18 protein-coding genes and 5 pseudogenes are annotated in these 23,288 nt (G+C 57.2%); 15 read left to right on the top strand and 8 right to left on the bottom strand.

Features of this window, described 5'->3' with window-relative positions; all coding sequences use genetic code 11:
* Positions 1-103: 103 nt before the first annotated feature.
* Positions 104-583 carry a GNAT family N-acetyltransferase gene (locus NKH63_RS26270; protein ID WP_352919311.1) on the bottom strand — a complete coding sequence of 160 codons (480 nt, stop codon included), beginning with the start codon at positions 581-583 and terminating at the stop codon, positions 104-106.
* A gap of 217 nt (positions 584-800) precedes the next feature.
* Between NKH63_RS26270 and NKH63_RS26265 the strand changes: the two genes are divergently transcribed.
* Positions 801-2,681, top strand: a complete 1,881-nt coding sequence (locus NKH63_RS26265; RefSeq protein WP_352919308.1) for a M81 family metallopeptidase — start codon at positions 801-803, stop codon at positions 2,679-2,681.
* A 263-nt stretch (positions 2,682-2,944) separates the two neighbouring features.
* Here the strand turns inward: NKH63_RS26265 and hisD are convergent, their stop codons facing one another.
* Positions 2,945-4,243, bottom strand: coding sequence for a histidinol dehydrogenase (gene hisD, locus NKH63_RS26260; RefSeq protein ID WP_352919305.1), 1,299 nt, complete (start codon positions 4,241-4,243; stop codon positions 2,945-2,947).
* A gap of 176 nt (positions 4,244-4,419) precedes the next feature.
* On the opposite strand from hisD, the gene NKH63_RS26255 reads away from it, so the two are divergent.
* From NKH63_RS26255 to NKH63_RS26220, 8 genes and pseudogenes are all read left to right on the top strand, one after another.
* Positions 4,420-4,968 (top strand): cupin domain-containing protein, encoded by a 549-nt coding sequence (locus tag NKH63_RS26255; protein ID WP_352919303.1) that lies wholly within the window; start codon positions 4,420-4,422, stop codon positions 4,966-4,968.
* A gap of 237 nt (positions 4,969-5,205) precedes the next feature.
* Complete coding sequence (locus NKH63_RS26250; protein ID WP_352919300.1) at positions 5,206-6,090, top strand: transporter substrate-binding domain-containing protein; 885 nt, start codon at positions 5,206-5,208, stop codon at positions 6,088-6,090.
* 79 nt (positions 6,091-6,169) lie between these two features.
* Positions 6,170-6,841 carry an ectoine/hydroxyectoine ABC transporter permease subunit EhuC gene (ehuC, locus tag NKH63_RS26245; RefSeq protein ID WP_352919298.1) on the top strand — a complete coding sequence of 224 codons (672 nt, stop codon included), beginning with the start codon at positions 6,170-6,172 and terminating at the stop codon, positions 6,839-6,841.
* A complete protein-coding gene (gene ehuD, locus NKH63_RS26240; RefSeq protein WP_352919295.1) occupies positions 6,838-7,506 on the top strand; it encodes an ectoine/hydroxyectoine ABC transporter permease subunit EhuD in 669 nt (222 codons plus the stop codon). Before ehuC ends, ehuD begins: the two co-directional genes overlap by 4 nt.
* A gap of 115 nt (positions 7,507-7,621) precedes the next feature.
* The gene (ehuA, locus tag NKH63_RS26235; protein ID WP_352919418.1) at positions 7,622-8,398 is read left to right on the top strand and encodes an ectoine/hydroxyectoine ABC transporter ATP-binding protein EhuA; all 777 of its coding nucleotides are present in this window, start codon (positions 7,622-7,624) and stop codon (positions 8,396-8,398) included.
* Positions 8,399-8,458: 60 nt separating this feature from the next.
* Positions 8,459-8,919: pseudogene (locus tag NKH63_RS26230) on the top strand (M24 family metallopeptidase); the annotation flags it as partial.
* Positions 8,920-9,347: 428 nt separating this feature from the next.
* Positions 9,348-10,511, top strand: a complete 1,164-nt coding sequence (locus NKH63_RS26225) for a M20 aminoacylase family protein (protein ID WP_352919292.1) — start codon at positions 9,348-9,350, stop codon at positions 10,509-10,511.
* A 101-nt stretch (positions 10,512-10,612) separates the two neighbouring features.
* Positions 10,613-11,773: a M24 family metallopeptidase gene (locus NKH63_RS26220; protein WP_352919289.1), complete on the top strand. Its 1,161-nt coding sequence runs from the start codon at positions 10,613-10,615 to the stop codon at positions 11,771-11,773.
* Positions 11,774-12,101: 328 nt separating this feature from the next.
* Here NKH63_RS26220 and NKH63_RS26215 read toward each other — a convergent pair whose 3' ends face one another.
* Positions 12,102-12,428 carry a GNAT family N-acetyltransferase gene (locus NKH63_RS26215; protein ID WP_352919415.1) on the bottom strand — a complete coding sequence of 109 codons (327 nt, stop codon included), beginning with the start codon at positions 12,426-12,428 and terminating at the stop codon, positions 12,102-12,104.
* Positions 12,429-12,865: 437 nt separating this feature from the next.
* Here NKH63_RS26215 and NKH63_RS26210 point away from each other — a divergent pair, with 437 nt between their 5' ends.
* From NKH63_RS26210 to istA, 3 genes and pseudogenes are all read left to right on the top strand, one after another.
* A complete protein-coding gene (locus NKH63_RS26210) occupies positions 12,866-13,297 on the top strand; it encodes a transposase (RefSeq protein ID WP_352919287.1) in 432 nt (143 codons plus the stop codon).
* 40 nt (positions 13,298-13,337) lie between these two features.
* Complete coding sequence (locus tag NKH63_RS26205; protein ID WP_352919285.1) at positions 13,338-14,156, top strand: IS3 family transposase; 819 nt, start codon at positions 13,338-13,340, stop codon at positions 14,154-14,156.
* A gap of 175 nt (positions 14,157-14,331) precedes the next feature.
* Positions 14,332-15,096 (top strand): annotated as a pseudogene (gene istA, locus NKH63_RS26200) (IS21 family transposase); the annotation flags it as partial.
* Between the two features lie 31 nt (positions 15,097-15,127).
* Here the strand turns inward: istA and istB are convergent.
* A pseudogene (istB, locus tag NKH63_RS26195) lies at positions 15,128-15,844 on the bottom strand (IS21-like element helper ATPase IstB); the annotation flags it as partial.
* Between istB and NKH63_RS26190 the strand changes: the two are divergent.
* The gene (locus NKH63_RS26190) at positions 15,797-16,000 is read left to right on the top strand and encodes a hypothetical protein (protein WP_352919432.1); all 204 of its coding nucleotides are present in this window, start codon (positions 15,797-15,799) and stop codon (positions 15,998-16,000) included. The pseudogene istB and the gene NKH63_RS26190 overlap by 48 nt on opposite strands.
* A gap of 141 nt (positions 16,001-16,141) precedes the next feature.
* A pseudogene (locus NKH63_RS26185) lies at positions 16,142-16,863 on the top strand (IS701 family transposase); the annotation flags it as partial.
* A 628-nt stretch (positions 16,864-17,491) separates the two neighbouring features.
* On the opposite strand, the gene ehuB reads toward NKH63_RS26185, so the two are convergent.
* Positions 17,492-18,319 (bottom strand): ectoine/hydroxyectoine ABC transporter substrate-binding protein EhuB, encoded by an 828-nt coding sequence (gene ehuB / locus NKH63_RS26180; RefSeq protein WP_352919280.1) that lies wholly within the window; start codon positions 18,317-18,319, stop codon positions 17,492-17,494.
* Between the two features lie 456 nt (positions 18,320-18,775).
* Between ehuB and NKH63_RS26175 the strand changes: the two are divergent.
* Positions 18,776-19,172, top strand: a pseudogene (locus NKH63_RS26175) (transposase); the annotation flags it as partial.
* A gap of 152 nt (positions 19,173-19,324) precedes the next feature.
* Here NKH63_RS26175 and NKH63_RS26170 read toward each other — a convergent pair.
* The 3 genes from NKH63_RS26170 to ectB form a co-directional block, all read right to left on the bottom strand.
* Positions 19,325-20,311: an aldo/keto reductase gene (locus NKH63_RS26170; RefSeq protein WP_352919279.1), complete on the bottom strand. Its 987-nt coding sequence runs from the start codon at positions 20,309-20,311 to the stop codon at positions 19,325-19,327.
* A gap of 42 nt (positions 20,312-20,353) precedes the next feature.
* Positions 20,354-21,832 carry an aldehyde dehydrogenase family protein gene (locus NKH63_RS26165; RefSeq protein WP_352919276.1) on the bottom strand — a complete coding sequence of 493 codons (1,479 nt, stop codon included), beginning with the start codon at positions 21,830-21,832 and terminating at the stop codon, positions 20,354-20,356.
* A gap of 141 nt (positions 21,833-21,973) precedes the next feature.
* Entirely contained in the window at positions 21,974-23,287 is a 1,314-nt protein-coding gene (gene ectB, locus NKH63_RS26160) for a diaminobutyrate--2-oxoglutarate transaminase (protein ID WP_352919273.1), read from the bottom strand.
* Position 23,288 lies beyond the last annotated feature (1 nt).

Here is a 23,288-nt window from a genome sequence, read left to right as displayed (position 1 = left end):
CGCTCGCTACAGCGCTATCGAGAGCGCGCTCGAGAGCGGCTTCGATACCGCAGAGCTACACCACCTGTGGGGACGCGACCGATATCTAAGCCGACAGGTAACTTCATGGGATCCCAGATATTTTGTTCTTCCTGAAGATGCAGACATTGTCCTTGCCCACATTTAGCTCGATCTCCGTCCAGCCGTTGCCGCTGTAGAATGGCCGAAGCGCAGAAGTACAATATAGATAAAGTGCTCGCTGACCTGCGTTGAACGCACGCATCTCGGCAGCCTCAAGGAGGCGTGACCCTATACGATGTTTGCGAAACTCAGGTTCGACCCAGACTTCAGCAATCCAAGGACTTAAGTTTGGCCGGTCAGGCATATCCGATGTTACGACCGATGCTGTCCCTAAAAATTGGCCATCTCGGTGCCCAACCAACGTAAACTCGGCTTCAGATATCAAGATGCCAACGAACTTTTGCACAACATCCTCAAAGCGCAAGCCTTCCCGCATCCTCCACGCTTTCCAAATTCGATCGGCTATTGTTTCTAGAAAATCTGGTCTCTGCGCTAAATCTACTATATCAATTTGGAAGTTCATCGCTCTCGCCTCCGTAGTCTTGTTCTAAATGTCAAAACCCCTCCTCATTGCGGCTAGCCGGCACGGTTGCTACCATTTCGAAACAAGCACCGATACTACGGCATCTGGTAGTTGGCTCATTTCGTTCATAGCTACGAAAGCGGCTGGCGAGTAATTGAAGTGGGGGTGCTGTCATGACAGGGCGAAGCCCAGGCGACTGAGCAGGGAGCGCGCGGCGATGGTGGTGCCACTAATCGAGTCGGTTTGGCAGGACAGGATTCGCGCGTCGGCTACTTTCAGCCTAGGCCAGTTGACTCTGCCGGTGACTGGCCATTCTGAGCCAAGTCAAATCCATGCGCGAACCCCAACCGGCAGTGCGCTTTCAGCACTTCGCAGCACCTTTTATGGTGAGAATAGTAAACAGATATTGGCGCAGAACATGCGAAAGACCTTTTTTCAATCCGCCAGATGGGCCTCAATCCGGTGGGACGCCGGGAAAGGTGCTAATTTTTATGACCTCCGAAAAGGCAAAAGCTTTAGCAGTCTCCCCGGCGTGCTAGTGTTTGCCAAACAATTAAGAGGCGAGACGATGGCTAAAAGGCGAATTCTTACGGGGGGCATTGCACAGGAGTCCCACAGTTTCAACCCAATCCTGACTCCCCGCGAGCGCTTCACCATCATCGAAGGTCAAGATGCGATTGAGCGCAATCGCGGGGCCAATTCTACATTCGGCGGAATAGTCGACTCAGCCTATGCGGCAGCTGTTGACCTCGTCGTGCCTACTGTGTTTCGGGCGCAGTCAGGGGGAGTTGTGGATGATAGGGTTTTTGTGGAAGTGAGCGACATCATGATCGATGCGGCTAGGCGAGGTGACTTCGATGCAATCGTGCTCCCCCTGCACGGCGGCATGCTCACACAGACCTTGGCTGATCCAGAGGGCGTTCTGATCGCTCAGTTAAGGGCCGTGGTTGGCAACGATATTCCGATTACGGCCGCATTCGATCTTCATGCCCACGTGAAGGAAACCACCTTGGAGCCCTTGGATTTTCTTGCCGGCTATCTGACTAATCCGCATGAAGATCAGTCCGCCACAGCAAAAAGAGCGTTCCGTGCGGCGATGGGTATGCTTGAGGGCACCTTCGAGCCTGTTGTGGCCGCAACGTTCCTCCCGATGCTGACCTTAGGTAACGACACGACGCTAAGCGGGCCCCTCGATGAAATCCACGCCTATGCTAAAGAGGCGGTGAAACAGGGGCGGGCTTGGGACGTATCGATTTTCAACTCCCAGCAATTCCTCGACGTTCCTGCGATAGGGCAGGCGGTCCTCGTCTATGGCAATGATGAATTTGATGAGGCTCGCAAGCTCGCGAACGAGATCATGAGGATGATCTGGGATTTTCGCGACGATTTTATCATCACGTATCCTACGGTCGAACAAGAGTTGCAAAATCTTGCTAGCTTTGCTGGCCCCATCGTCATTGGTGATCAAGGAGATCGCGTTATCGCCGGAGCACCGGGCGATAGCACCTACATCCTGAATTATTTGTTGCAGCATAAGATCGATGTGGTGACTTACTTCCCTGTGTACGATCCAGAGGCAGTCGCCGTCTGCGCTCAAGCGGGCATTGGCAGTGAAATAAACCTGACCTTTGGCGGAAAATATTCCACGGTCAGTCCAAGTGTACGTGCCTACGGCAAGATAGTTGGCGTTGGCGACAATGTCCCGGTTGTGTACGACGGTCCGTCCGACGAAGGCACCAAGACGTATCTCGAGAAGTACGCGGTCTTTAGAATGGGGAACATCAACGTCGTGCTCACAAACCAACCGTACGGTTATATCGACCCAGCCTATTTCAGAGCGGTAGGTCTTGACCCCAGTATGGCGAAGCTGATCGTCACTCGCTCCGGTTATCACTTCAAGCTCAATTTCGCGAAGATCGGCCGCGTGGCTACCGTAGATACACCTGGAATGAGCTCATATTACTTGGATCAATTTCAGTGGCAGCATGCGCGCCCGTTCTATCCGCTCGACGCAATTGAATATGAGCCGCGCCAGTATAGTCGCCGTCGCGCCCGAGGTGCGGCGTCGGTCGTTGTCCAGGGGAATGTGCGCGCGTAAATGGGTGCGCGAGCTATCGTGAGTAGATGATATCCGGTCCAGCAGGAGATTGACCGGCTGCGTAAGGACGCCGCGAAACTGAAGGCGTACCGCGGCATCTAAAAAGATCACAGCCTGTTCACAGAGGTCGCTTTGACCGCGAGGCTGGCCGGCGGCATTATTAAGCGACGCCGAGGTCGACGGCCCCTTCACCAACTTAGCGAGCGACCGCAAGATTTATTGGTGACGGTCTGCTCGCAGGCGTGTTGATTGGGAGGATGAGATCAGTCCACAGCGAGCTGCCTGGGGCTGAGACGCAATGCAGCGGCGCGGCGGTGGCCTTCTAGCTTTTCGGTCGCACTCTGGCGCACGGCGGCTGGGGCCACGGCAGCAACGCCGCGCTCATCGAGCCACTGGTGGGTGGCGATCTTCACGTAAGAGCCGACCCAAAGGCCGCCGGTGTAACGAGCTGCAGCCATGGTCGGCAGCGTATGGTTCGTCCCGCAGCACTTGTCCGAATAGACGACGCTGGCCAGTTCACCTATGAACAGCGAGCCATAGTTGCGAAGTTTCTTCGCTGTTGCCTGCGGGTCGCGAGTATGAACCTGCAGATGCTCGGTTGCTATGTAGTCCGAGTAGGCGATCATGGCATCTTCATCCTCAACGAGGGTGATTTCGCCGTAATCCCTCCATGCAACGCCTGCTACCGGAGCCGTTGACAGGCTTTCTAGCTGTCTTTCGACCTGCTTTAACACGTCTTCAGCCAGCTTGCGGTCAGTCGTTACGAGGCCAACCCGGGTGCAGACGTCGTGCTCGGCCTGGGCCAGCAGATCGGTCGCGATGGTTGCTGCATTGCCGGTTTCGTCGGCGACGACAAAGATTTCGCTCGGTCCAGCGAGCTGGTCGATGCCGACCTGACCAAAGACTTGGCGTTTTGCTTCATTGACGAAAGCGTTACCGGGACCAACGATCTTGTCAACTCCAGCAATGGTCTCGGTACCGTATGCCATAGCGGCAATTGCTTGAGCTCCGCCAACGCGAAAGATCCGGTCCGCACCGGCAAGGTGGCAGCCTGCGATCATCGCTGGATGGGCATTTGGAGGAAGGCAGGCGATCACCTGGTCACAGCCTGCGACCCTGGCCGGTACAATGGTCATGACCGGCGCCGATAGAAGAGGGTAGCGCCCTCCGGGAACATAACAGCCGACGGTTTCAATTGGGATGACCCGGTGACCCAGGTGAACGCCGGGGAGGCTCTCGATTTCGAGCGGTAGAATGGTGCCCAGCTGCGCTTCGGCGAAGCGCTTGACGTTCGCGATTGCAAATTCGGTATCTTCGCGGGTCTGCTGATCAAGATTGGCGACCGCCCTCCGCTTCTCTTCCGTAGTGACCTCAAAGTTGGCCAAGTCGGCCTTGTCGAAGGCAAGTGAATATTCACGAACAGCGGCGTCCCCACGCGCGCGGACGTTGGCAATGATCTCCTTTACAGTGTTCTCGACTGGAGCTGTGTCGGAGACGGCGTTCCGTGAAGGTTGCTTGATTTGGACAAATTTGTCCTTTAGCGCAGCAAGACGCGACGTCATAAAAATCTCCTAGGTGGGATTGTTTCGATCGAGCATCTTGCAACTACCGCGCTCCGGCAATTGCTTGCCAGCAGCCTGTTCACTAATCTCACCACTCGGTTAGCCATCCTACTTCCATGGGTTGTGGTAACCCCTAGGTGTCTTGGTATCAAATCGCTCATGCAAGGAATTGAGGAATGCCAAAAATTGGCAGCAAGTTGCGTGAACTGCGTCGCCGACGTGACCTTAGTGGCCGGGAGTTGGCGGCTCGTTCAGGAATTTCACACTCAACCATATCCCTCATCGAGCGTGATCGAATGAGCCCGTCTATTGACACCCTTGGCGCTGTCCTAGATGCCTTGGGTACGACGCTTCCCGGCTTCTTTGCTGACCTACAGTCCGGCCTTCCATATTCTCCATTCTACCCGTCAGCTGACCTCGCAGAGATTGGGAAGATTAGCTCAATCTCATATCGTGTCATCGGACTCGATCACCCCAACCGCCAGTTACTCGTGTTGCACGAACGATACGCGCCGGGCGCCGATAGCGGCGAGGAATTCTCTCACGCGGCGCAAGAGGGGGGAATGATACTGACCGGTATGGTGGAGGTCACAGTGGGAGATCAGAAGAAAATCTTGAAGGCAGGCGACGGATATTATTTCGATAGTCGGCTGCCGCACCGCTTTCGCAACGTTCACGAAGGCCACAGTGAGATTTTGAGCGCGATTACGCCGCCGACCTACTGACCGGCGAAGTGGCTCTAGATGGTGACTATACTCACCAGCGGTGATCCACGGCCTTCTAAAACTGTTTAAATCTGCTTTCCTATCAACAGTCGCGACAGCCCTCAATTACCGACTTGTGCCCAGGGTGTGCCGTAGAAAGGCTGCGCGTGGGCAAGTGTGCAGGGGGCACAAGGGGAATGGCCACTGCGTTGCGTAGAGCTGGTCTAAAAGACAATAAAAAAATGGAGGAACTACCAGATGAATATTTGGAGACACGACGAAAACAGGAATAGTCCGTTGAGCCGAAAAATCCTAGTGGGATTGGCTGCATTCGGCATTGCGATGCTGGCGGTCGGCTCGAGCGCCAGCTCCGCATCGGCCAAGTCCTTACTAGAGAGGATCAAGGACGGAGATACAATCCGCTTGGGCTTTACCAACGGGCCTCCGGGGGCCTATCCCGGTAAGAACAATGAGCCCCTCGGCGGGGTCAACGCCATAACGATCGACATCCTCAAGAAAATGGGCACCACCAAAGTTGAGTCGGTCGTGACTGACTGGGAATCACTCATCCCTGGTCTGCAGGCGGGCCGCTTTGACCTGATAACAGGCGGCATGTACATCAAGCCGGAGCGCTGCCGCAACGTGCTGTTCAGCGAGCCCTTCGCCATGGCCGAAGACGTACTGCTCGTCCCGAAAGGCAATCCTCAAGGTCTGCATCGCTGGGAGGACGTACGTGACAAGGGCCTCACCCTCGTCACCGGCTCCGGCTACACTGCTGTCAAAGTCGCCCAAGAAATGGGCTTCGCAGATGACAAGCTCATGCAGGTTGCTGGACCTCCGGAAATCGCGCAGGCTGTGAAGACAGGCCGCGCTGCCGCTGGCGTTGTTGACTCCCTGGACGCAAAGCCTGTTGTTGCGAAGGACCAGAGCGTTGAGTTGGCCGCTCCGTACACCTCGCCAGTGCCAAAGGACTATGCCGCCATCGCTTTCCCGCTCGGCGAGCAGGCGGCGGTTGATGCCTTCAACGCGGTGTTGAAAGACTATCTGGGCTCTAAGGAGATGATAGCGTCGGCCGGTAAATTCGGATACGGCACGGACAATCTGCCCGACGCCACCAAGACCGCTGAGATTTGCAAACGGTAGTCGCAGGTGTGGAGCTGCCAAATATTAGCTTGAGTGCTTCCCGGCCTTGGCCGGGGAGCATTCAGTTGAGGCAAGGGACATGACCGAGGTTGAATTCGATTTGGCGGTTACGGTGCTCACTAGGGGCATCATCACGACCTTAATCATAACCGTCGCAGCATCTATCGTTACGGTCCTTCTTGGGCTATTCGTCGGGCTGATCCGTGTGTCCCGCCATCGGCCGCTACGCTGGCTCGGCATCGCTTACATTGAATTTTTCCGCGGTACGTCGATGCTTGTCCAGTTCTATTGGTGGTTTTTTGTATTGCCACTGTTCGGCGTTTTCCTGTCGCCATGGAATGTTGCAATCTTTGGTATTGGGATGAATGGCGCCGGCTATGGTGCCGAATACGTGCGCGCCGCCATCCAGGGCGTCGATCAAGGACAGTATGAGGCATGTACGGCTCTAAACTTTTCGCGGCTCACAATGATGCGCCGCATCGTGCTTCCGCAGGCGATCCGTGCCATGCTGCCGGCTTGGGGTAATATGTTCATCGATGTCCTCAAGGGCAGCTCTCTCGTCTTTTTTATCACCATTTCCGAGTTTACCAGCGCCGCCAAGCAGGCTGCCGACGCCTCCGGCAACTACCTGCTGTTTTTCGCAGTGGCGCTGTTTGGCTATTACCTCATCGCGCGCGCCCTCATCACGCCGTTTGTGCGCTGGCTGGAGCGTCGCTACTCGCGCGGTTTCGTACGGGAGGCCTCTGCATGAGCATTTGGGAATGGTCTTACGTATGGGAGGCGCTCCCATATCTATATCGGGGCGCGATCATCACCATTGAGGCAACCGTACTCGGCTTCGCGATCGCGCTCGTTTTGGGTCTGATTTTCGCACTGATCCGCCAGTCTCCCAACCGTTATGTGTCCACGGCCATGGCGGAAATAGTGGAATTCATCCGCTCGACCCCGCTGCTGCTGCAAGTGTTCTTCGTCTATTTCGTAGGCCCGCAAGTCGGCATTGTCATTCCTGCCTGGACAGCAGGCATTGGTATGCTCGGCATCCACTACGCAGCTTATATTTCGGAGGTCTACCGCGGGGGCATCGAGAACATGGATGGCGGCCAGTGGGAGGCCTGCACAGCTCTCAACCTGTCCCAAGTGCGGACTTGGCGCGCCATCATCCTGCCGCAAGCCATTCCACCGATCGTGCCAAGCCTGGGCAACTACCTGGTTGGCATGTTCAAGGACACGCCGATCCTGGCGGCGATCGCCATCCTGGAAATGCTTCAGCAGGCCAGGAGTTTTGGTGCGGCCCATTACCGGTTTACCGAGGTAATCACCATGGCCGGCTTTTTCTATCTCGTGTTCAGCCTGGTCGCGTCAGCAATTGTGCAGTGGGTGAGCTTGTGGCTTCGCCGCCGTTACCATCTGCAGTAGGAGGCCTTCCGCGATGAACGAATTTGTGCTTCGCTTTGAGAAGGGCACGAAGCGCTATCGCGCCCAGACGGGACTAGACGAGCTCGATGTCGATATCACTCGCAAAGAGAGAGTCATGAATGAACCCATGGTCCGCTTTGAAAACGTCACCAAACGCTACGGGGCGTTGACCGTTCTGGATGGGCTCAACCTAGACATCGCGCGTAACGAAAAAGTGTGCATCATCGGGCCGTCCGGCTCGGGGAAGACCACCGTGCTTCGCATGCTAATGACGCTAGAGCGCATCAACGGTGGAGTGATCTGGGTAGACGGTGAGCCGCTGACGCAAATGCAGAAGAAAGGCCAGATGGTGCCGGCGAGCAACCAGCATCTCAGGCGCGTACGCGGCAAGATCGGCATGGTATTTCAGCACTTCAACCTGTTCCCGCACATGACAGCGCTGCAGAACTGCATCGAAGCGCCGGTCTCCGTGCTTGGGCTATCCAAACAGGAGGCCGAAACCAGAGCGGCAGAATTGCTCGACCTGGTTGGGCTCAGCGAGAAGAAGAACCATTTCCCGATCCAGCTGTCCGGCGGCCAGAAGCAGCGCGTGGCCATCGCTCGTGCGCTGGCTATGCGACCGAAGGTCATGCTGTTCGACGAGGTGACCTCGGCGCTCGACCCGGAGCTGGTCGGGGAAGTGCTCAACGTGATCCGCAAACTCGGTGCTGAGCATGATCTCACCATGCTGATGGTCACTCACCAGATGGGCTTCGCGAGAGAGTTCTCTGACCGCGTCTGTTTCTTTGACGGCGGCAAGATTGTTGAACAGGGCCCGCCAGATCAGCTCTTGGGCAATCCGCAAAACGAGCGGACGCGACAGTTCCTTAATGCGGTGCTGGAGGCGAGGTAGGCATCCGCATAGAGCCGCTCGGCGACACGTGGACGAGGAAACTGCTCTGGACAATGCCGCGAAGATGCGATCCATCGGGGCTCCCAGATTAACCTCGAAAGTAGCCGGCGTTCGTCACGGTTATGTTGCGGCTATGATGCAAACATTTTCCGTCGGAGCTCCCTCCGATCGTCTCCAACGTGTTCATGATGCGGAGGTGCTCGGTTTAGAGACAGCGCTCGCTACAGTGCAGCCTGGCGCAACATGTAGCGATGTTGCTAACGCGTTTTAGATTATCCGCAAAGCCGGCCTCCAAAAAGACTCGCGATGCGGATATGCGATCGGCATCGATTGGACTGAGCCGACTGCTAGCCTGAAGGATGGAGATTTAACGGAGTTGAAGCCGAATATGACCTTCCATCTGATGCTCGGAAACTGGATTGAAGAAGATTTCGGCTACGTGATCAGCGAAACGTTCCGTGTCACGGAGACGGGGGTGTGAAGTGCTGACGAAATCGCCTCGCGAGATATTCGAGATCTAGGTGGGCCGCATACCCGTGCGCCGTCATACTTTCGTGCGAGAACAACCCTGTATGGCATCCCGGAGCGGATCTGACCCAGGTCGAGGTGCATTGCCTCGACTGAACATGACCGAAGGACACGGTAACGGACTGGAGGCATGTTCGAGTGCAAAGCAGTTCAACCCGAGTCACGACACCAGGCCAGAATATGTTCGCGTGTGCCTTAACTGGGTCACAGCGTGCTATGCCAATTCAACCTCGCGAGCTAACAAATGGCAGCCTGCAAAATCAGCAGACTACGGCAATGTCGCTGGCGCATCAGCAAATGCGGGTGCCGCCGGTTTAGGTGATCAACCATCTGGCTGCGAGATGGCGCTAATATGCAAACTGAATTTGATTTACAGCCGCGCGATCGGTCCTATAGGCGGTTAGCTAGTCAGGAGCCTACTGTGCACAGCGTTCAATCGTTCCGGGACTTACAAGACGAGGCGACGGTCTGGCGCCGCTACCTCCACCAAAACCCTGAGCTCGACTACAAGGTCCACCAAACGGCGGCATTTGTGACAGAAAAACTTGCCTCGTTCGGGATCAATCATATCGAAACCGGAATTGCTGAAACTGGAGTCGTTGCACTGATTCAGGGCGAGGCCGGAGATGGACCTACCATCGGGCTAAGGGCTGATATGGATGCGTTGCCCATTGTCGAGAGGTCCGACAAACCGTGGTCCTCGAAGATACCGGGCAAAATGCATGGCTGCGGTCATGACGGCCACACGGCCATGCTGCTGGGTGCCGCGAAGTACTTATCGAACACGCGCAACTTCAAAGGCACCGTCGCCCTGATCTTTCAACCAGCGGAAGAAGATGGCCGGGGTGCTGAAAGGATGGTGCAAGAGCGTATTATGGAACGTTTTGGCATCTCCAAAGTCTTTGGAATGCACAACATGCCCGGAATGGAAATCGGGACATTCGCCATCTGCGACGGCCCTATGATGGGTGCGCTTGACGAATTCGACATTCTCGTGAAGGGACGTGGAGGTCACGCTGCAACTCCGCACAAAAACGTCGATCCGATCGTTATCGCGGCGCAGATTGTCATTGGACTTCAAACTTTGGTTTCTCGTGGTACGGATCCCATGGCGTCCCTCGTCATTTCAGTCACAAAGCTAAACGCGGGCGAGGCCTACAACATCATGCCAGAACAGGCTCAGATAGCCGGCACCGTCAGGGCCTTGGAGCCAGCCTTACGAGATTTCGCCGAGGCGCAAATTTATGCATCTTCCCAAGCCATTGCCTGCGGATTTGGCGCAGACGTTGAGTTCAAATACCGGCGACTAGAGCCAGCCACCATCAATCAATCGGCTGAGACCAGCTTGGCAGTCGAGGCTGCACGCAAGCTTGTTGGGACAGCCTCAGTGAACGACAGGGTTAGGCCTCTGCTAGGATCAGAGGATTTTGCATACATGCTTAATGCCCGCCCCGGTGCTTATATTTTCATTGGCAACGGCTCTACCGCCTCGGTGCACAATCCGGAATATGACTTCAACGATGAAGCTCTGCCTTATGGCATCGGGTATTGGGTGAACTTGGTGGAGACGGCATTAGGTCGTTAGTACAGTTGTGGAGTTCGCACACTGTAGCTGAGCGGCGTTGACCGCCTTCGAGCATTCATGCGCAGATAACGCTAACATTTCAAGCAAAGAACGAGCAACCTATGGCCATGACACAGTCAGCAATTCCGCTAACCGGCGTCCCCTTTCCCCTTTCGGAGTATGAGCGCCGGCGGCAGAAAGTGCTTGAGGCCGTGGCCCGCGCCGGCCTTGACGGTCTCTTGGTTACTGCTCATGGGCATCTCCGGTACCTGACTGGTTATGATGGAAGTGGCGGCTACTTCGCACCGTTTCCTCTGGTTATGGTGCCAGGACAGGAACCGACCTATGTTGTACGAGAATACGACGCCCAGGCGGTTGAAGCGAATAGTTGCATCCAAGATATCGTGACATATCGGCAGCAACACGATTTTTCCGTGGTTTGTGCAGACGTTCTCCGCCGGTTTGGACTGGAAAGCAAAAAGATCGGTTTCGAGGTTGGCTGCTGGAATCTCGCTCCTGCCGACGTGACCACGCTGCAGGCGCAGATGCCGAACATGAAAGTGGCCGACGCCACACGTCTGGTAGCCTCAGTTGCTGCAGTCAAAAGCGAGCTCGAGCTTGAGTTCATGCGCGATGCAATGGCCATGACAGATGTTGCCGTTCGTGCATTTCAGAACTCTCTTCGAGAGGGCGTTACCGAGACAGAAGTGGCTGCTGCATTACACGCCGACGTCAGGCGCGCCGGCGGCGAGGAACTGCTGATGGGCTCCTTGAGCTTCGGTGAGCGGACTAAGCTGCCACATGGTGCACCAGCTTCTCATCCGATCCGAGTCAACGAACCCGCGATGGTTGAGCTCGGCGGAACGAAGCATGGATACCCTGCGGGACTGCTGCGAAGTGCGGTGCTCGGACGACATGCTGAAACGGAGTATTTGCACGCACTAGCCGTGGAGGCGCTTGAAGCCGCGATAGATGTAATCAAGCCAGGCGTCACAGCAGGTGAGGTGAATTACGCTGCGAGCAGGGTGATCGAGCAGTCCGGGCGCCCCGACATTCTTCGGCAGCGAACCGGATATCAAACTGGTGCCCCTTGGACAGAACGCGGCAATATCAGCTTGGAGCCGGGGTCGACCGACGTTCTTCAAGAGGGAATGACATTCCACATCCCAATTATTCTTTTCGGAGAGAGCGGCTATCTTTTTGGGACGGGGGAGCATTTGCGAGTTACCGAGCGCAGCGCGGAGACGCTTAGCAGCACCCCCCATACACTTTATTGGGCGTGACTCTTATGGCCGTGCCCCTCGGTCTCACGACAGCCTCGCGCACCGCTGTTCGCCAGCGTCCAAAATGCGCACGCAGTTGTCCTTGCAGAGAGACATCGAAATTGACAGCGTGCGTGTTGTCTCTGTTCTTCTGGTGCCCGAAGCCGATCCATGAATTTTAGCGCCGCTTTCTGGCTTCCTGAATCGCGCATAGTGCTCGTCAATCCTTGAGAGTTGCCGGCAGAGTGAATCAAGTTTAGAGCACCAAAGTCTGAGTTCTGTAGCTTCTCAGTTTACTTCGACATTCCGCTCGTATAAGGATATTACCTGGGGCGCCAAACAGATTGCCTCATGGCTCCTCTGGCAGTCTGTTCTTCCTGAAGATGCAGAGGTTGTTTTCGCCGGCGCCTAGCTGTTCGATCTCTGTCCAGCCGTTACCCTTGTAGAATGGCCGTAGTGCAGGGATACAATAGAGATAAAGTGCTTGCTGACCACCGTTGAACGCACGGTCCTCTGCAGCTTCGAGTAGGCGCGATCCCACACGATTTGTGCGATACTCCGGTTCGACCCAGACGTCAGCAATCCACGGAGTTAGGTTTGGCCTTTCAGCCAAATCCGATTTTACAACCGATGTTGTGCCGACAAATTGACCACCCCGAGCGCAACTAGGGTGAATTCGACTTCAGACGTAGATAAATCCCGAAATTTCTCAATGATGTCAGCAAAGCTTAATCCTTCCCGCTTCCTCCATGCATGCCAGATTCGATCAGCTATTGTTTTCAATAGATCTGGTTTCTGCGTCAAATTACTATTTCAGTTGAGGAAATCATGTGTGTAGTCGCTGCCTTCATAAAGTGATTTCAGATCTGGGCAGGGGGCACTTCGCTGCCGCAATGATTGCCGGATCTAAACAACGCAAATGATCGGCACGGTTCAGTTGCCGGACAACGGGACTTCTCCGTTCACCAGTTCGCGGCCTTAGCAGGATGGTCACGTCTGCGTGTTTCGGTAATTCCCGGATACCCTTTTCGCTAAATCCCGGACAGTGATGGAGTGCACCCCTCGACCGAGACAAATAAATAGCGGACAGTTTCTGGATTGCAGGGACTGGAAATGGTTGGAAGAAAGCCGAGATTTAGCGAAGAAGAGAAACTCTCCATGCTCCTGCGGATGCAAAGCGGGGAGAACGTCAGCCGGCTGGCGGATGAACTGGGTATTCACCGCCAACGCTTATATGCTTGGCGTGAACAGTTGCGGGTGTGTGGCAATCTAACGCCCAGCCGACAGGGGCGTCCAAAGAAGCGGCCTCCCGAGGCATCACCAGATCGGCAAGCCTTGACGGCAGGTTTTGCACTGTCGGCTGAACAGCGTCGTGCCGATGGGTTGACAAAAGCCCGTCGCCGCATTGTCGAACTTGAACGCAAGATTGGGCAGCAACAGGTTGAACTTGATTTTTTTCAAGAAGCCTTGCGGCATGTCAGGGGCAGTCAACAGCAGAAAGACGCACCTGGCGGTGCAGCGTCTTCGAAGTCATTCAAAAAATGACAGCCCATGTGCCGCAAGGCTCTCCAGGAATTGAACAGATGTGCCGTCTCGCCGGTGTCAGCAGGGCCGGATACTACCGGCATTGGCGACAGTCGGCGCCGCGTCAGGAAGAAACTGGTCTGCGAGATGTTATTCAAAGGCTGGCCTTGGCCAACCGGCACTATGGCTATCGCCGGATCGGCGCCTTCTTCGTCGCGAGGGTTGGCAGGTAAACCCCAAACGTGTGTTGCGGGTAATGGGGGAGGATAATCTCTTATGTTTGCGCACTCGGCCATTTGTGCCGCGCACTATGGATTCCCGGCACAGCTGGCGGGTCGTGCCGAACCTTGCCAGAGGCATGGAACTGACAGGCGTCAACCAGCTTTGGGTCGCGGACATCACGTATTTGCACCTTGCCGAGCAGTTCGCCTATCTGGCGGTTGTGCTCGATGCATTCAGTCGCAAGGTCATCGGATGGGCGCTCGAACTCCACTTGCGGGCCAGCCTTGCTGTCGATGCCCTAAAAATGGCGATCTCCGCACGTGTTCCGGTTCCCGGCAGTTTGATCCATCATTCGGACAGAGGAGTTCAATACGCTTGCACCAGCTATTCTGATATCCTCCATCGGCATGGGATCCAGCCGAGCATGAGCCGGGTGGGGAACCCTTATGATAACGCACGCGCGGAAAGCTTCATGAAAACCTTGAAGCAGGAAGAAGTCGCAGGATTGGCCTATCGCGATGCACCAGATGCGCGGCGACGTATCGCGAGCTTCATTGAAGATGTCTACAATCGGCAACGGCTGCATTCAGCACTCGACTATCTCACCCGGAAGAATACGAAAAGACCTTATGACACCATCGGAAAATGCCGCATTTGAACAATTGTCTCGCAATTTCTCTGTCTCACAATAGGGGTGCACTCCAGTGATTTCAGTAATTCGCGGACAGCGATTCCGCTAAATCCCGGACAGTTTTCGGGAGCGGATTTAGTGGTCGGTTCTCGGCTGCGCCGTTTTGGCAGTTTGGCCTCTCACGATGATGTTGAGAGGGACCATGGCGAGACGGAAGCAAGTGAGACGAACGAGCGTGAGGGATATCCAAGCGATCTTGCGCCTGACCCATGAGCAGGGTCTTTCGGTGCGTGAGGTGTCGGAACGGCTCAAGATCAGTAAGACGACAGTATCGACCTATTTGCTGCGGGCGCGGGAGTCCGGGCTGTCATGCTGGCCGCTGCCGCCCGGCCATGACGACGCGACGCTTGAGCGGCTGCTGTTTGGCCGTGCCAGTCGTCCGCCGCAAGACCTGAGCGAACCGGACTTTGCGCTGATCGCCCGGGAGTTGAAGCGCAAGGGGGTGACGCTGGCGCTGTTGTGGCAGGAGTATCGCGCCGCCCATCCCGACGGCTACGGCTACACCTGGTTCTGCGAGCACTTCGCCGCTTTCGAGCGCCGGACGAGCGCGACATTCCGCAATCGGCATGCGGCGGGCGCGGTGATGCAGACGGACTATGCCGGGCAGACGGTGCCGCTGATCGATCCGGCGACCGGCGCCATTTATCGGGCGCAGATTTTTGTCGCGGTGCTGGGCGCCTCCAATCTGACCTTCGCCTTTGCCAGCTCCAGCCAAAAGCAGCCGGACTGGATCGAGGGCCAGGTGCGAGCGCTCGCCTTCTTCGGCGGCGTCACCAGAGCGATCGTGTGCGACAACCTGAAGGCCGGGGTCGTCAAGGCGCTGTGGTTCGAGCCGACGCTGAACGCGACCTTTGCCGCCATGGCCGAGCATTACGACACCACCATCCTGCCGACCCGCAGCCGAAAGCTTGCGCTGTTTCAGAGGCTTTTGGCGAGCGCTGTTTTCGCATGCTTTCTCCGGTGAGATCGATGCGATAGGCGTTGTGAACGAGGCGGTCCAGGATGGCATCGGCCAGAGTTGGGTTTGCAATGATCTCGTACCAGCGATCCAGGGGCAGCTGACTGGTGACGATTGTCGATCGGCGTTTGTAGCGGTCTTCAATGATCTCAAGCACATCACGCCGCTGGTCATCATTGAGTTTTTCCGGCCCCCGGTCATCGAGAATGAGAAGGTCGGTTTTGGCGAGTTGTTTGAGGATCCGGCCATAGCGTCCGTCGCCTCTCGCGAGGGCAAGTGCTGCAAACAGCCGAGGAACGCGGTGATAGGCGACGGAGAAATCCTCTCGGCAAGCTTTGTGGCCAAGCGCACAGGCCAGCCAGCTCTTGCCGACGCCCGCCGGCCCGGTGATGAGAAGACTGTGATACTTGCGAATCCAGTCGCAGCCGGCGAGCGCCATGAACAGATTGCGGTCAAGACCGCGTGCGGCACGAAAGTCGGCATTCATCTGTGCGTCATGGCGAAGCTTTGCAGCCCTGGCGCGGGCTTCGAAACGCTTCTGGCGGCGCATGGTCGCCTCGCGCTCGAGCAGCATAGCAAGCCATTCGCCGTGCTCGAGGCCGCGCGCTTCGGACTGTGCGTCGAGTTCTAGGAAAGCGGTTGCCATGCCATGAAGGCCGAGTTCGCGCAGCATGTCGATGGTGGGATTGATCAGCATGGGTGTATCTCCTCAATGAAAGTAATCAGGGCCACGCAGATTGGCGTGATCGACGATGGCGGTTGGTTCGGTGGACTGCCTTGCGGCCTTGTGATTGGCGATGAGCGAGACGATGCTCTTGCAGTTCAGCCCACCGATCTCGACAGCGCGGGCTGACACGGCTTCGGCGCGATCGCGTGTGACATCGCGAAACAGGCGCAGAACACCCAGGCATGTTCGAAAGCCTTGTTCAGGATGTGGGCGGCTGGCGAGGATTGCGACAACCAAGCCTTCCGTCTCGGGCCCGACGGATGCGGCCCAGCGACGGAAACAAGGGATCGGGCGCGATGTGCCAGAGCGTCGATCCCGGAGATGGTCGAGTTTGCGACCAAGCCAAAGATGGCGCGCGCCATGGTCGAGGCGGCGCTCGATGCCGGCGTCCCGTGCGCTTACGTTCTGGGCGACGCTGTCTACGGGGCGGACAGCAGCCTTCGCCGGATGCTGGAAGCTCGCGAGCAGCCCTATGTCTTGGCGGTTCGAGGCGCTCACTTCATGCGCCGGGGAGGGGATCGTCTGTTTGAGGAAACCTCGCCCGAGGAACTGGCCAGCGAGTTCGAGCCCGACGACTGGGCCTGTCATGCGGCAGGTGAAGGCGCCAAAGGCCCTCGGCTCTACGACTGGGCACGCATCCGCCGCCCTTGGACGTCAAAAGGCGGCTTCGAGCATTGGCTTCTCGTCCGCCGCAAGCAATCGACATCCGGAGAAAAAGCCTACTACCTGGTCTTCGCCCCGCCCGGTTCCTCCTTGGCCGAATTGGCGGCAGTGGCCGGCCTGCGCTGGGCGATCGAGGAGTGCTTTGAGCGCGCCAAGGATGATCTCGGACTTGATCATTGCGAGGCTCGGTCCTGGCACGGATGGCATCGCCACATGAGCCTGTGCATGGCCGCCCTGGCATTCCTCTCGAAGCTATCGGTTGATCTTCGCCGCAGCGCATGGAGCAAACCGAACGAAACGAGTCCAAAGAGCCAATCGCCGCCTGATCCGAATGGCTGCGCTCGTCCCGAGCGTCCCCGAGATCCGCTATCTCCTCGCCCGGATCCTCATCTTCCCACCGACACAAAAGCCCTTCATCATCGCCTGGTCGCTATGGCGACGACGACATCAGGCCGCGGCCACCATCTGTCACTACAAACGGCATCGACATCCGCAACTGTAGTACTAGATCAGAGCCTGTTCTTCGGCCTCGACCACGCAAGCAGCGCCATCGCCGAATTCTTGTCGAGCCGGGAGCGATTACTGCAGCCGTCGAGGCCGAAGCACCAGCGGCAGCCGCCAAGTTCGTGATGCGCTGCTGCGCGATCTTGAGGCGGCGCGCTACAGCGCTGATCGGGCATTCCGGCAGTACGACGCCATCGATCCGCAGAACCGGCTGTTTGCAACGGAACTGGAGTTGCGATGGAAACTCGCGATCGCTTCATTGCTTCATTGGACGTCCTCATCCGGATAACAGGCTGCCCTCAAAGGGAGGACATTTCAGCGGAGCACGTCAACGCCGTTAGCGAGAACACCGCGCTGAAGCCGTGCGCGAACTCGTTCGTGCCTTCCTGGCTGGGCTCTCCCCGGCTATGCCGGGGAGGTGGGTCAGGTGGAGGATTGCAGTTTCCAGCATCACCGTTTGCAAATTTCGGCGGTCGTTGGGCCATCCGGCAGAGTGGTTTTGTCGTAGCCGTATTTGCCGACCAATGCCATCATTTCATCAGAACCAAGATAGTCTTTCAATACGGCATTGAAGGCGTCGACCGCAGTTTGTTCATTGGGCGGAAAGGCGATGGCGGCATAGTCCTTTGGCCCCGACGAGGTATAGGGATCGGCGAGCTCAATACTCGGATCTGTTTTGACAATAGTCTTCCCGTCCAAGTAGTTAACCGACCCCCCAGCAGCGCGGCCAGCCTTAATTGCCTGCGCAATCTCCGAATTTCCGGCGACCTGCATGAGCTTTTCATCGGCAAAGCCCATGTCTTGCGCAACCTTGACCGTAGCGTAGCCGGAGCCGGTGACGAGGGTGAGTCCCTTGTCACGTATATCCGCCAAACTATGCAGGCCTTTAGGGTTGCCCTTGGGTACGATCAGCGCGTCTTCGTCTGTGGCGAACGGCTCGCTGAACAGCACATTGCGGCAGCGCTCCGGCTTGATGTACATGCCCCCCGTGATCAAGTCTAAGCGACCAGCCTGAAGGCCGGGAATAAGTGCTCCCCATTCGGATATGACCGCCTCGCCTTTGGTCGTGCCCATCTTCTTCAGAATGTCTAAGGTTATCGCATTGCCAAAGCCGAGCAGCTCGTTGTTTTCACCGAGATAGGCAAAGGGAGGCCCGTTGGAGAAGCCGAGTCGGATCGTGTCTCCATCCCTGATCCTCTCTAGTAAGGGTTTGGCCGAGGCGGAGCCGGCTGTCAAGCCGACTGCCATCATCGCAATCCCGAGTGCGGTCAATCCCATCAGGATTTTGCACCTTAGCGGACGATTCCTATTTTCGTCCTGTCCCCGCTCATTCATCCGGCAGTTCCTCCTTCTTTGCGTTCATGTGTTGCCGCTGCTCTATGCGCGTAGTGCGGTCATCCCCTTGCGATGCGGGCCTTGGGCGTAACCCTGTTCGGCACCTGGCCGCCGAGTCCCGCTTTAGGAATGTAGCAATACTAAATGCGCCAATTTGCGCGTATCAGCCCCCAACCATGCAGGATACCAGCGTTTTCGCGATGGGAGTTGGCCGCGACGCCCATTCTTTTGGCCCGCTGCCGAGCGACGCCTGCACCTAGCCGACACGCTGGCCGTTGCGATCCACGATCCGTGCGACACCGGGTGACGCACGCGCTGGCCGACATTCCGCGCGCCCGGATCTTTGCGATCGCATGCGGCTACGAGAACGCCAACGAGCGTCTGCGCCCGCATCGAGGCACCACCCGCAGCCTCGACATCCGCTTCGTGGTCACCAATCTCGACAAAGGCTCCGCCGCGCATGTCTACGTCGTGCTCTACTGCTCTACTGCGCCCGCGGCCAGGCCGAAACCTGATCAAGATGCACAGAGCCAGCTTGCATCCGACCGCACCAGCTGCCGCTCACCGATTGCCAACCATGTGCGGCTCATCCTGCACACCGCTGCATACTGGCTCATGCTCACCCTGCGCGAAGCGGTGCCCAGAACGATCGTCTCAGCAACGCCGCAGGCTCCTCAAGCTTGGTGCCCGCGTCATCGAAACCGTCTCTCGCATCCGCCTGGCCTTCGCCGCCGCCTGTCCCGAGCCCAGCCTGTTCCGACAGATCGCTCTCACGCTGCAGCCCGCAGGAATATGAGCGCCGGGGCATCAAAGGCCCGCCGAACCCGACAACTTGACCCTCCAGCGCATTCCAAAGACCAGTCTCAGTGGCGGTGAAAAAGACGCCTGACACCCCCATGACCGAACGCTCAGCGGCGCTCGAACAACAAGGCTCATAAATAGGACGGGCTAAAAACTTCCTAGAAGCCTGAGCTGTTGCTCCTCAATTGTGAGCCGTGTCGCGCGCATGTTTTCTGTCAACTGCGCCACCGAACTCGCGGCTAAGATCGGTATGGTGGCCGGTGGCACTTGGAGAAGCCAGGCGAGCACCACTTGGTTGGGAGTCACGCCAAGCTCCTCCGCCACTTTGCGCAGCGATGTCATGCGCTGCTCGTTCTCTGCCGTCCGGTATTCTGAGTTCAGCTCGCGACCGGCGTATGCGCCTCGGAGCAGTGGGGAATACGCTAGGATCACCATGTCGCTGCGCGAATGGCAGCGGTCGATAAACTCGGTCGATGCGCTGAACTCGATGCCGAACTCTGAGACGGAGCCTAGCTGACTCTGGGTGCCGAAATCGGCATTTTCGCGTGGCCGCAGATAGCTGAAGCGTTGCTGCGTGGCGCAATAGGGAGTAAGCCCACGCGATGCTGCAGCTGTCTGCGCCTCTGCAATCCGCCAGGTAACTATGTTGGAGCAGCCGAGCGCCCGCACCTTGCCGGCTCGCACGAGCCTGTCGAACGCTTCCAGCGTCTCCTCGATGGGTACGCGTCGGTCATCCACATGAGCGTAGTAGAGATCGATGGTCTCGATACCGAGGCGTCGCAAGCTACCCTCAACCGCTGCCTCAATTGCTTGTGACGAAAGCCCTTCGACATTCGACAGGCCGCTGCCGGGTGTGAGCGGCTGCGCTCCCACTTTGGTCGCAATCGTCAACCGCTCGCGGTTGCCGCGTTCGCGCATCCAACGACCAATCACCAACTCGCTCTCACCACCCTGTCCGCCTTCTGCCCAGAACGCATAGTTGTTCGAGGTGTCGAGAAAGTTACCGCCGGCAGCAACATAGGTGTCTAGCAGGTTGAATGAAGTCTCTTCGTCAGTGCGGGTGCCAAAATTCATCGTTCCGAGACAAAGGGCTGACACGTCGATGCCACTGTGTCCCATGCGTACTGTCTTCATGCCGGCGTCCTCTTCGACTGAGTGTTTCCTCAAAAATCAACGTCATCTCGGCCTACTGCTGACGGAGCCGCATTCGGCTTGCGAGATCTGGATGCCGATGTTTCGCGTCTGGACGTAGCCGTCCAGCGCCTCCTGGCCCTTTTCTCGTCCGTATCCTGACTGCTTCACTCCACCGAACGGCGTTTCTACACCGCCGACATACCATCCATTCACGTACACTTGGCCAGCCCAAAGGCGATCGGCGGTCCAAAGGGCCTGGTTGATATTTCTCGTGAATACACCTGCTGCCAAGCCTTGATCGGTATCGTTCGCGAGTTCGACCGCCATTAACGGATCATCGAACGTGGTGACCGAGAGAACAGGGCCGAATACTTCCTTCTGGAAGAGACTGCTCTGCCGCGCCACATCTGCAAATACTGTTGCCGCCATGAAATAGCCGCTCCGTTCCGAAAGTACAGTCCCGCCGGTCACGAGCCGTGCACCCTGCGAGAGGGCCTCCTGGCAAGCCCGTTCGACTCCCTGTCGCTGTTTTTGGGAGATCATCGGGGTGATGTCGCAGTTCTGGCGACCTGGACCGATCGACAGCCCTTCGACGCGGACTTTCACCCGTTCGACCAGCTCGTCCGCAATAGAATCCTCCACAATCAGACGCGTAAGGTTGTTGCAATTCTGGCCTGCATTTAAGAAGGTCCCGATGCGAACCGCTTCCACAACGCAATCGAGATCGGCATCGGAATAGACGACTGCAGCCGACTTGCCGCCGAGCTCCATTATGCAAGGCACGACGCGCTCTGAAGCGCTCCTGAGGACCGTTCGTCCGGTGGCTAGCGAGCCCGTGAAAACGATGTGGCGAACATCGGGGTGTTCGATCAGCGCCTGGCCTGCCGTTTGGCCGTATCCAGTGAGCACGTTGACGGCTCCGGCAGGAACCCCGGCAGCCTCGCAGGCCCTTGCAAGTTCAACTCCGGATAGCGGAGCCAGTTCTGGCGACTTCACCACAACTGAGTTGCCGGTTGCGATGGCGCAGGCTAGCGAGCGGGCCGTCAGTTCAAGGGGACCATTCCACGGAACGATTTGAGCAGACACACCAAAGGGACTTCTGACAGTGTAGTCGACCAGGTTGGCCCCGCGTGGTATCGAGCGCCCTTCGAGCTTGTCGGCCAGGCCGCCATAGTAGCGCAGGTATCTGATCGCGGTCCGAACTTCGTCGCGGGCGAGATCTAGACCCTTCCCCGTCTCGGCGCAGTTGACGCTCGCTATCTCCTCGTGGCGCGCTTCAAGGGCGTCGGCAACTCGAAACAGCATGCGCCCGCGATCATAGGGATGCATGTCTATCAGAACGCGGTCGCGAAAAACGCGGTGGGCGGCAGCAACGGCGAGTTCGACGTCTCTGGGTCCTGCTTCTGCTATAACCGCAATAGTCTCGCCGGTCGCGGGGTCATCGACCTCGATCCGTGCACCGGATACACAATCCTGCCACATCCCATCGATGTAATTTTTGATCACTGCGGTATTCGCCATTCAGCCCTCCCTCGCGCTGGATCCGCAATCGCGGTGTCCTGCCGTATTCGCGGTGGTGCAGACAGGCCGCACCACCGGTACTTTGTCGATTATCAAGCCAAAGCCGACCCTTGAGGATCGGTATGGACTGAATACTGGTCTCTACTTGCGAAGGCTTGGTGGCAGACTGCCTTGCACCGCCTCGATGCTGTCGCGAATGATGGACAGACCACGACGCAGGTCGGCATCGGCGATAGTAAGCGCAGTCATGAACTTCAGCACTTCACCGTAGGAACCGGCAGTCTCGATAACCAAACCGCGACGGAAGGCTTCCTGCGAAACAAGGGCCGGTAACGCGTGGTGCTTTGGCGAGACGAGCCCATACATCAATCCGCGGCCTCGTAAGCTCAGTTCAAGGGCAGGGAAGTCGGCCGTGATCGACTTGAGCTCTGTAGCCAAGATCGCAGACTTGCGCGCGATCTCCGCCTCGAATTTCGAGTCGGACCAGTAGGTCTCAAGAGCCGCACGAGCGGTAACGAAAGCATAATTGTTACCTCTGAACGTGCCGGTGTGCGCGGCAGGCGCCCAAAGGTCAAGTTCAGGCTTGATGAGAACAAGGGCCATCGGCGTTCCGATCGCCGACAACGACTTGGACAGGGTAACGATGTCCGGCACAATCGCGGCTGCTTCGAAACTGAAGAATTTGCCCGCGCGACCGACGCCGGCCTGAATGTCGTCCAGGATCATGAGAATTCCGTGACGCGAAGTCAGCTCGCGGAGCCGTTGCAGCCAATCAACGCTGGCAGCGTTGATGCCGCCTTCACCTTGGACTGCTTCCAATATGACTGCAGCCGGTTTGTCGAGGCCGCTGTTCGGATCATCGAGAAGCTTCTCAAAGTACCTGATCGTGTCAACGGAAGCTCCGAGATACCCCTCATACGGCAACGTTGTGACGTGGGCGAGGGGAAAGCCGGCAGCAGTTCGGTGTTCCTTGTTTGAGGTTGCCGCCAGGGCTCCTGCGCTTTCGCCATGAAACGAGTTTGTAAAGGAGACAATGTTTGACCTGCCGGCCACTTGGCGAGCTAGTTTCAGTGCCGCTTCGACTGCATTCGTACCCGTTGGACCGGGAAACTGCAATTTGTATGAGAGACCACGCGGCTTCAGAATATACTGCTCGAAAGCTTCAATAAAGGCCTTCTTGGCAGTGGTGGCAAGATCGAGCCCGTGCACGATTCCATCGCGCTCGATATACTCCAGCAACGCCTTCTTGAAAGCAGGGTTGTTGTGCCCGTAATTCAAGGCGCCTGCACCACCAAAGAAATCGAGGTACTCCCGACCATCTGCAGCTATTAAAGTGGTCCCAACACCGCGATCGAACATGACGGGGAAGGACCTGATGTAGCTGCGCACCTCTGATTCAAGGCGATCAAAGACCGCAAGGCTTACATGGTTGATTGGGGCGACCTGCTTGTTCATG

Origin of the sequence: Mesorhizobium sp. M0960, assembly GCF_040319055.1 — a bacterium.
Taxonomy (GTDB): domain Bacteria; phylum Pseudomonadota; class Alphaproteobacteria; order Rhizobiales; family Rhizobiaceae; genus Mesorhizobium.
This window is presented reverse-complemented; position numbering and strand designations above follow the sequence as displayed.

What these genes read in the sequence shown, in the direction of transcription:
- NKH63_RS26270 (WP_352919311.1), bottom strand. Translation starts at nt 583, where the DNA reads ATGAACTTCCAAATTGATATAGTAGATTTAGCGCAGAGACCAGATTTT.
- NKH63_RS26265 (WP_352919308.1), top strand. Translation starts at nt 801, where the DNA reads ATGGTGGTGCCACTAATCGAGTCGGTTTGGCAGGACAGGATTCGCGCG.
- hisD (WP_352919305.1), bottom strand. Translation starts at nt 4,243, where the DNA reads ATGACGTCGCGTCTTGCTGCGCTAAAGGACAAATTTGTCCAAATCAAG.
- NKH63_RS26255 (WP_352919303.1), top strand. Translation starts at nt 4,420, where the DNA reads ATGCCAAAAATTGGCAGCAAGTTGCGTGAACTGCGTCGCCGACGTGAC.
- NKH63_RS26250 (WP_352919300.1), top strand. Translation starts at nt 5,206, where the DNA reads ATGAATATTTGGAGACACGACGAAAACAGGAATAGTCCGTTGAGCCGA.
- ehuC (WP_352919298.1), top strand. Translation starts at nt 6,170, where the DNA reads ATGACCGAGGTTGAATTCGATTTGGCGGTTACGGTGCTCACTAGGGGC.
- ehuD (WP_352919295.1), top strand. Translation starts at nt 6,838, where the DNA reads ATGAGCATTTGGGAATGGTCTTACGTATGGGAGGCGCTCCCATATCTA.
- ehuA (WP_352919418.1), top strand. Translation starts at nt 7,622, where the DNA reads ATGAATGAACCCATGGTCCGCTTTGAAAACGTCACCAAACGCTACGGG.
- NKH63_RS26220 (WP_352919289.1), top strand. Translation starts at nt 10,613, where the DNA reads ATGGCCATGACACAGTCAGCAATTCCGCTAACCGGCGTCCCCTTTCCC.
- NKH63_RS26210 (WP_352919287.1), top strand. Translation starts at nt 12,866, where the DNA reads ATGGTTGGAAGAAAGCCGAGATTTAGCGAAGAAGAGAAACTCTCCATG.
- NKH63_RS26190 (WP_352919432.1), top strand. Translation starts at nt 15,797, where the DNA reads ATGAAGGCCGAGTTCGCGCAGCATGTCGATGGTGGGATTGATCAGCAT.
- ehuB (WP_352919280.1), bottom strand. Translation starts at nt 18,319, where the DNA reads ATGGGATTGACCGCACTCGGGATTGCGATGATGGCAGTCGGCTTGACA.
- NKH63_RS26170 (WP_352919279.1), bottom strand. Translation starts at nt 20,311, where the DNA reads ATGAAGACAGTACGCATGGGACACAGTGGCATCGACGTGTCAGCCCTT.
- NKH63_RS26165 (WP_352919276.1), bottom strand. Translation starts at nt 21,832, where the DNA reads ATGGCGAATACCGCAGTGATCAAAAATTACATCGATGGGATGTGGCAG.
- ectB (WP_352919273.1), bottom strand. Translation starts at nt 23,287, where the DNA reads ATGAACAAGCAGGTCGCCCCAATCAACCATGTAAGCCTTGCGGTCTTT.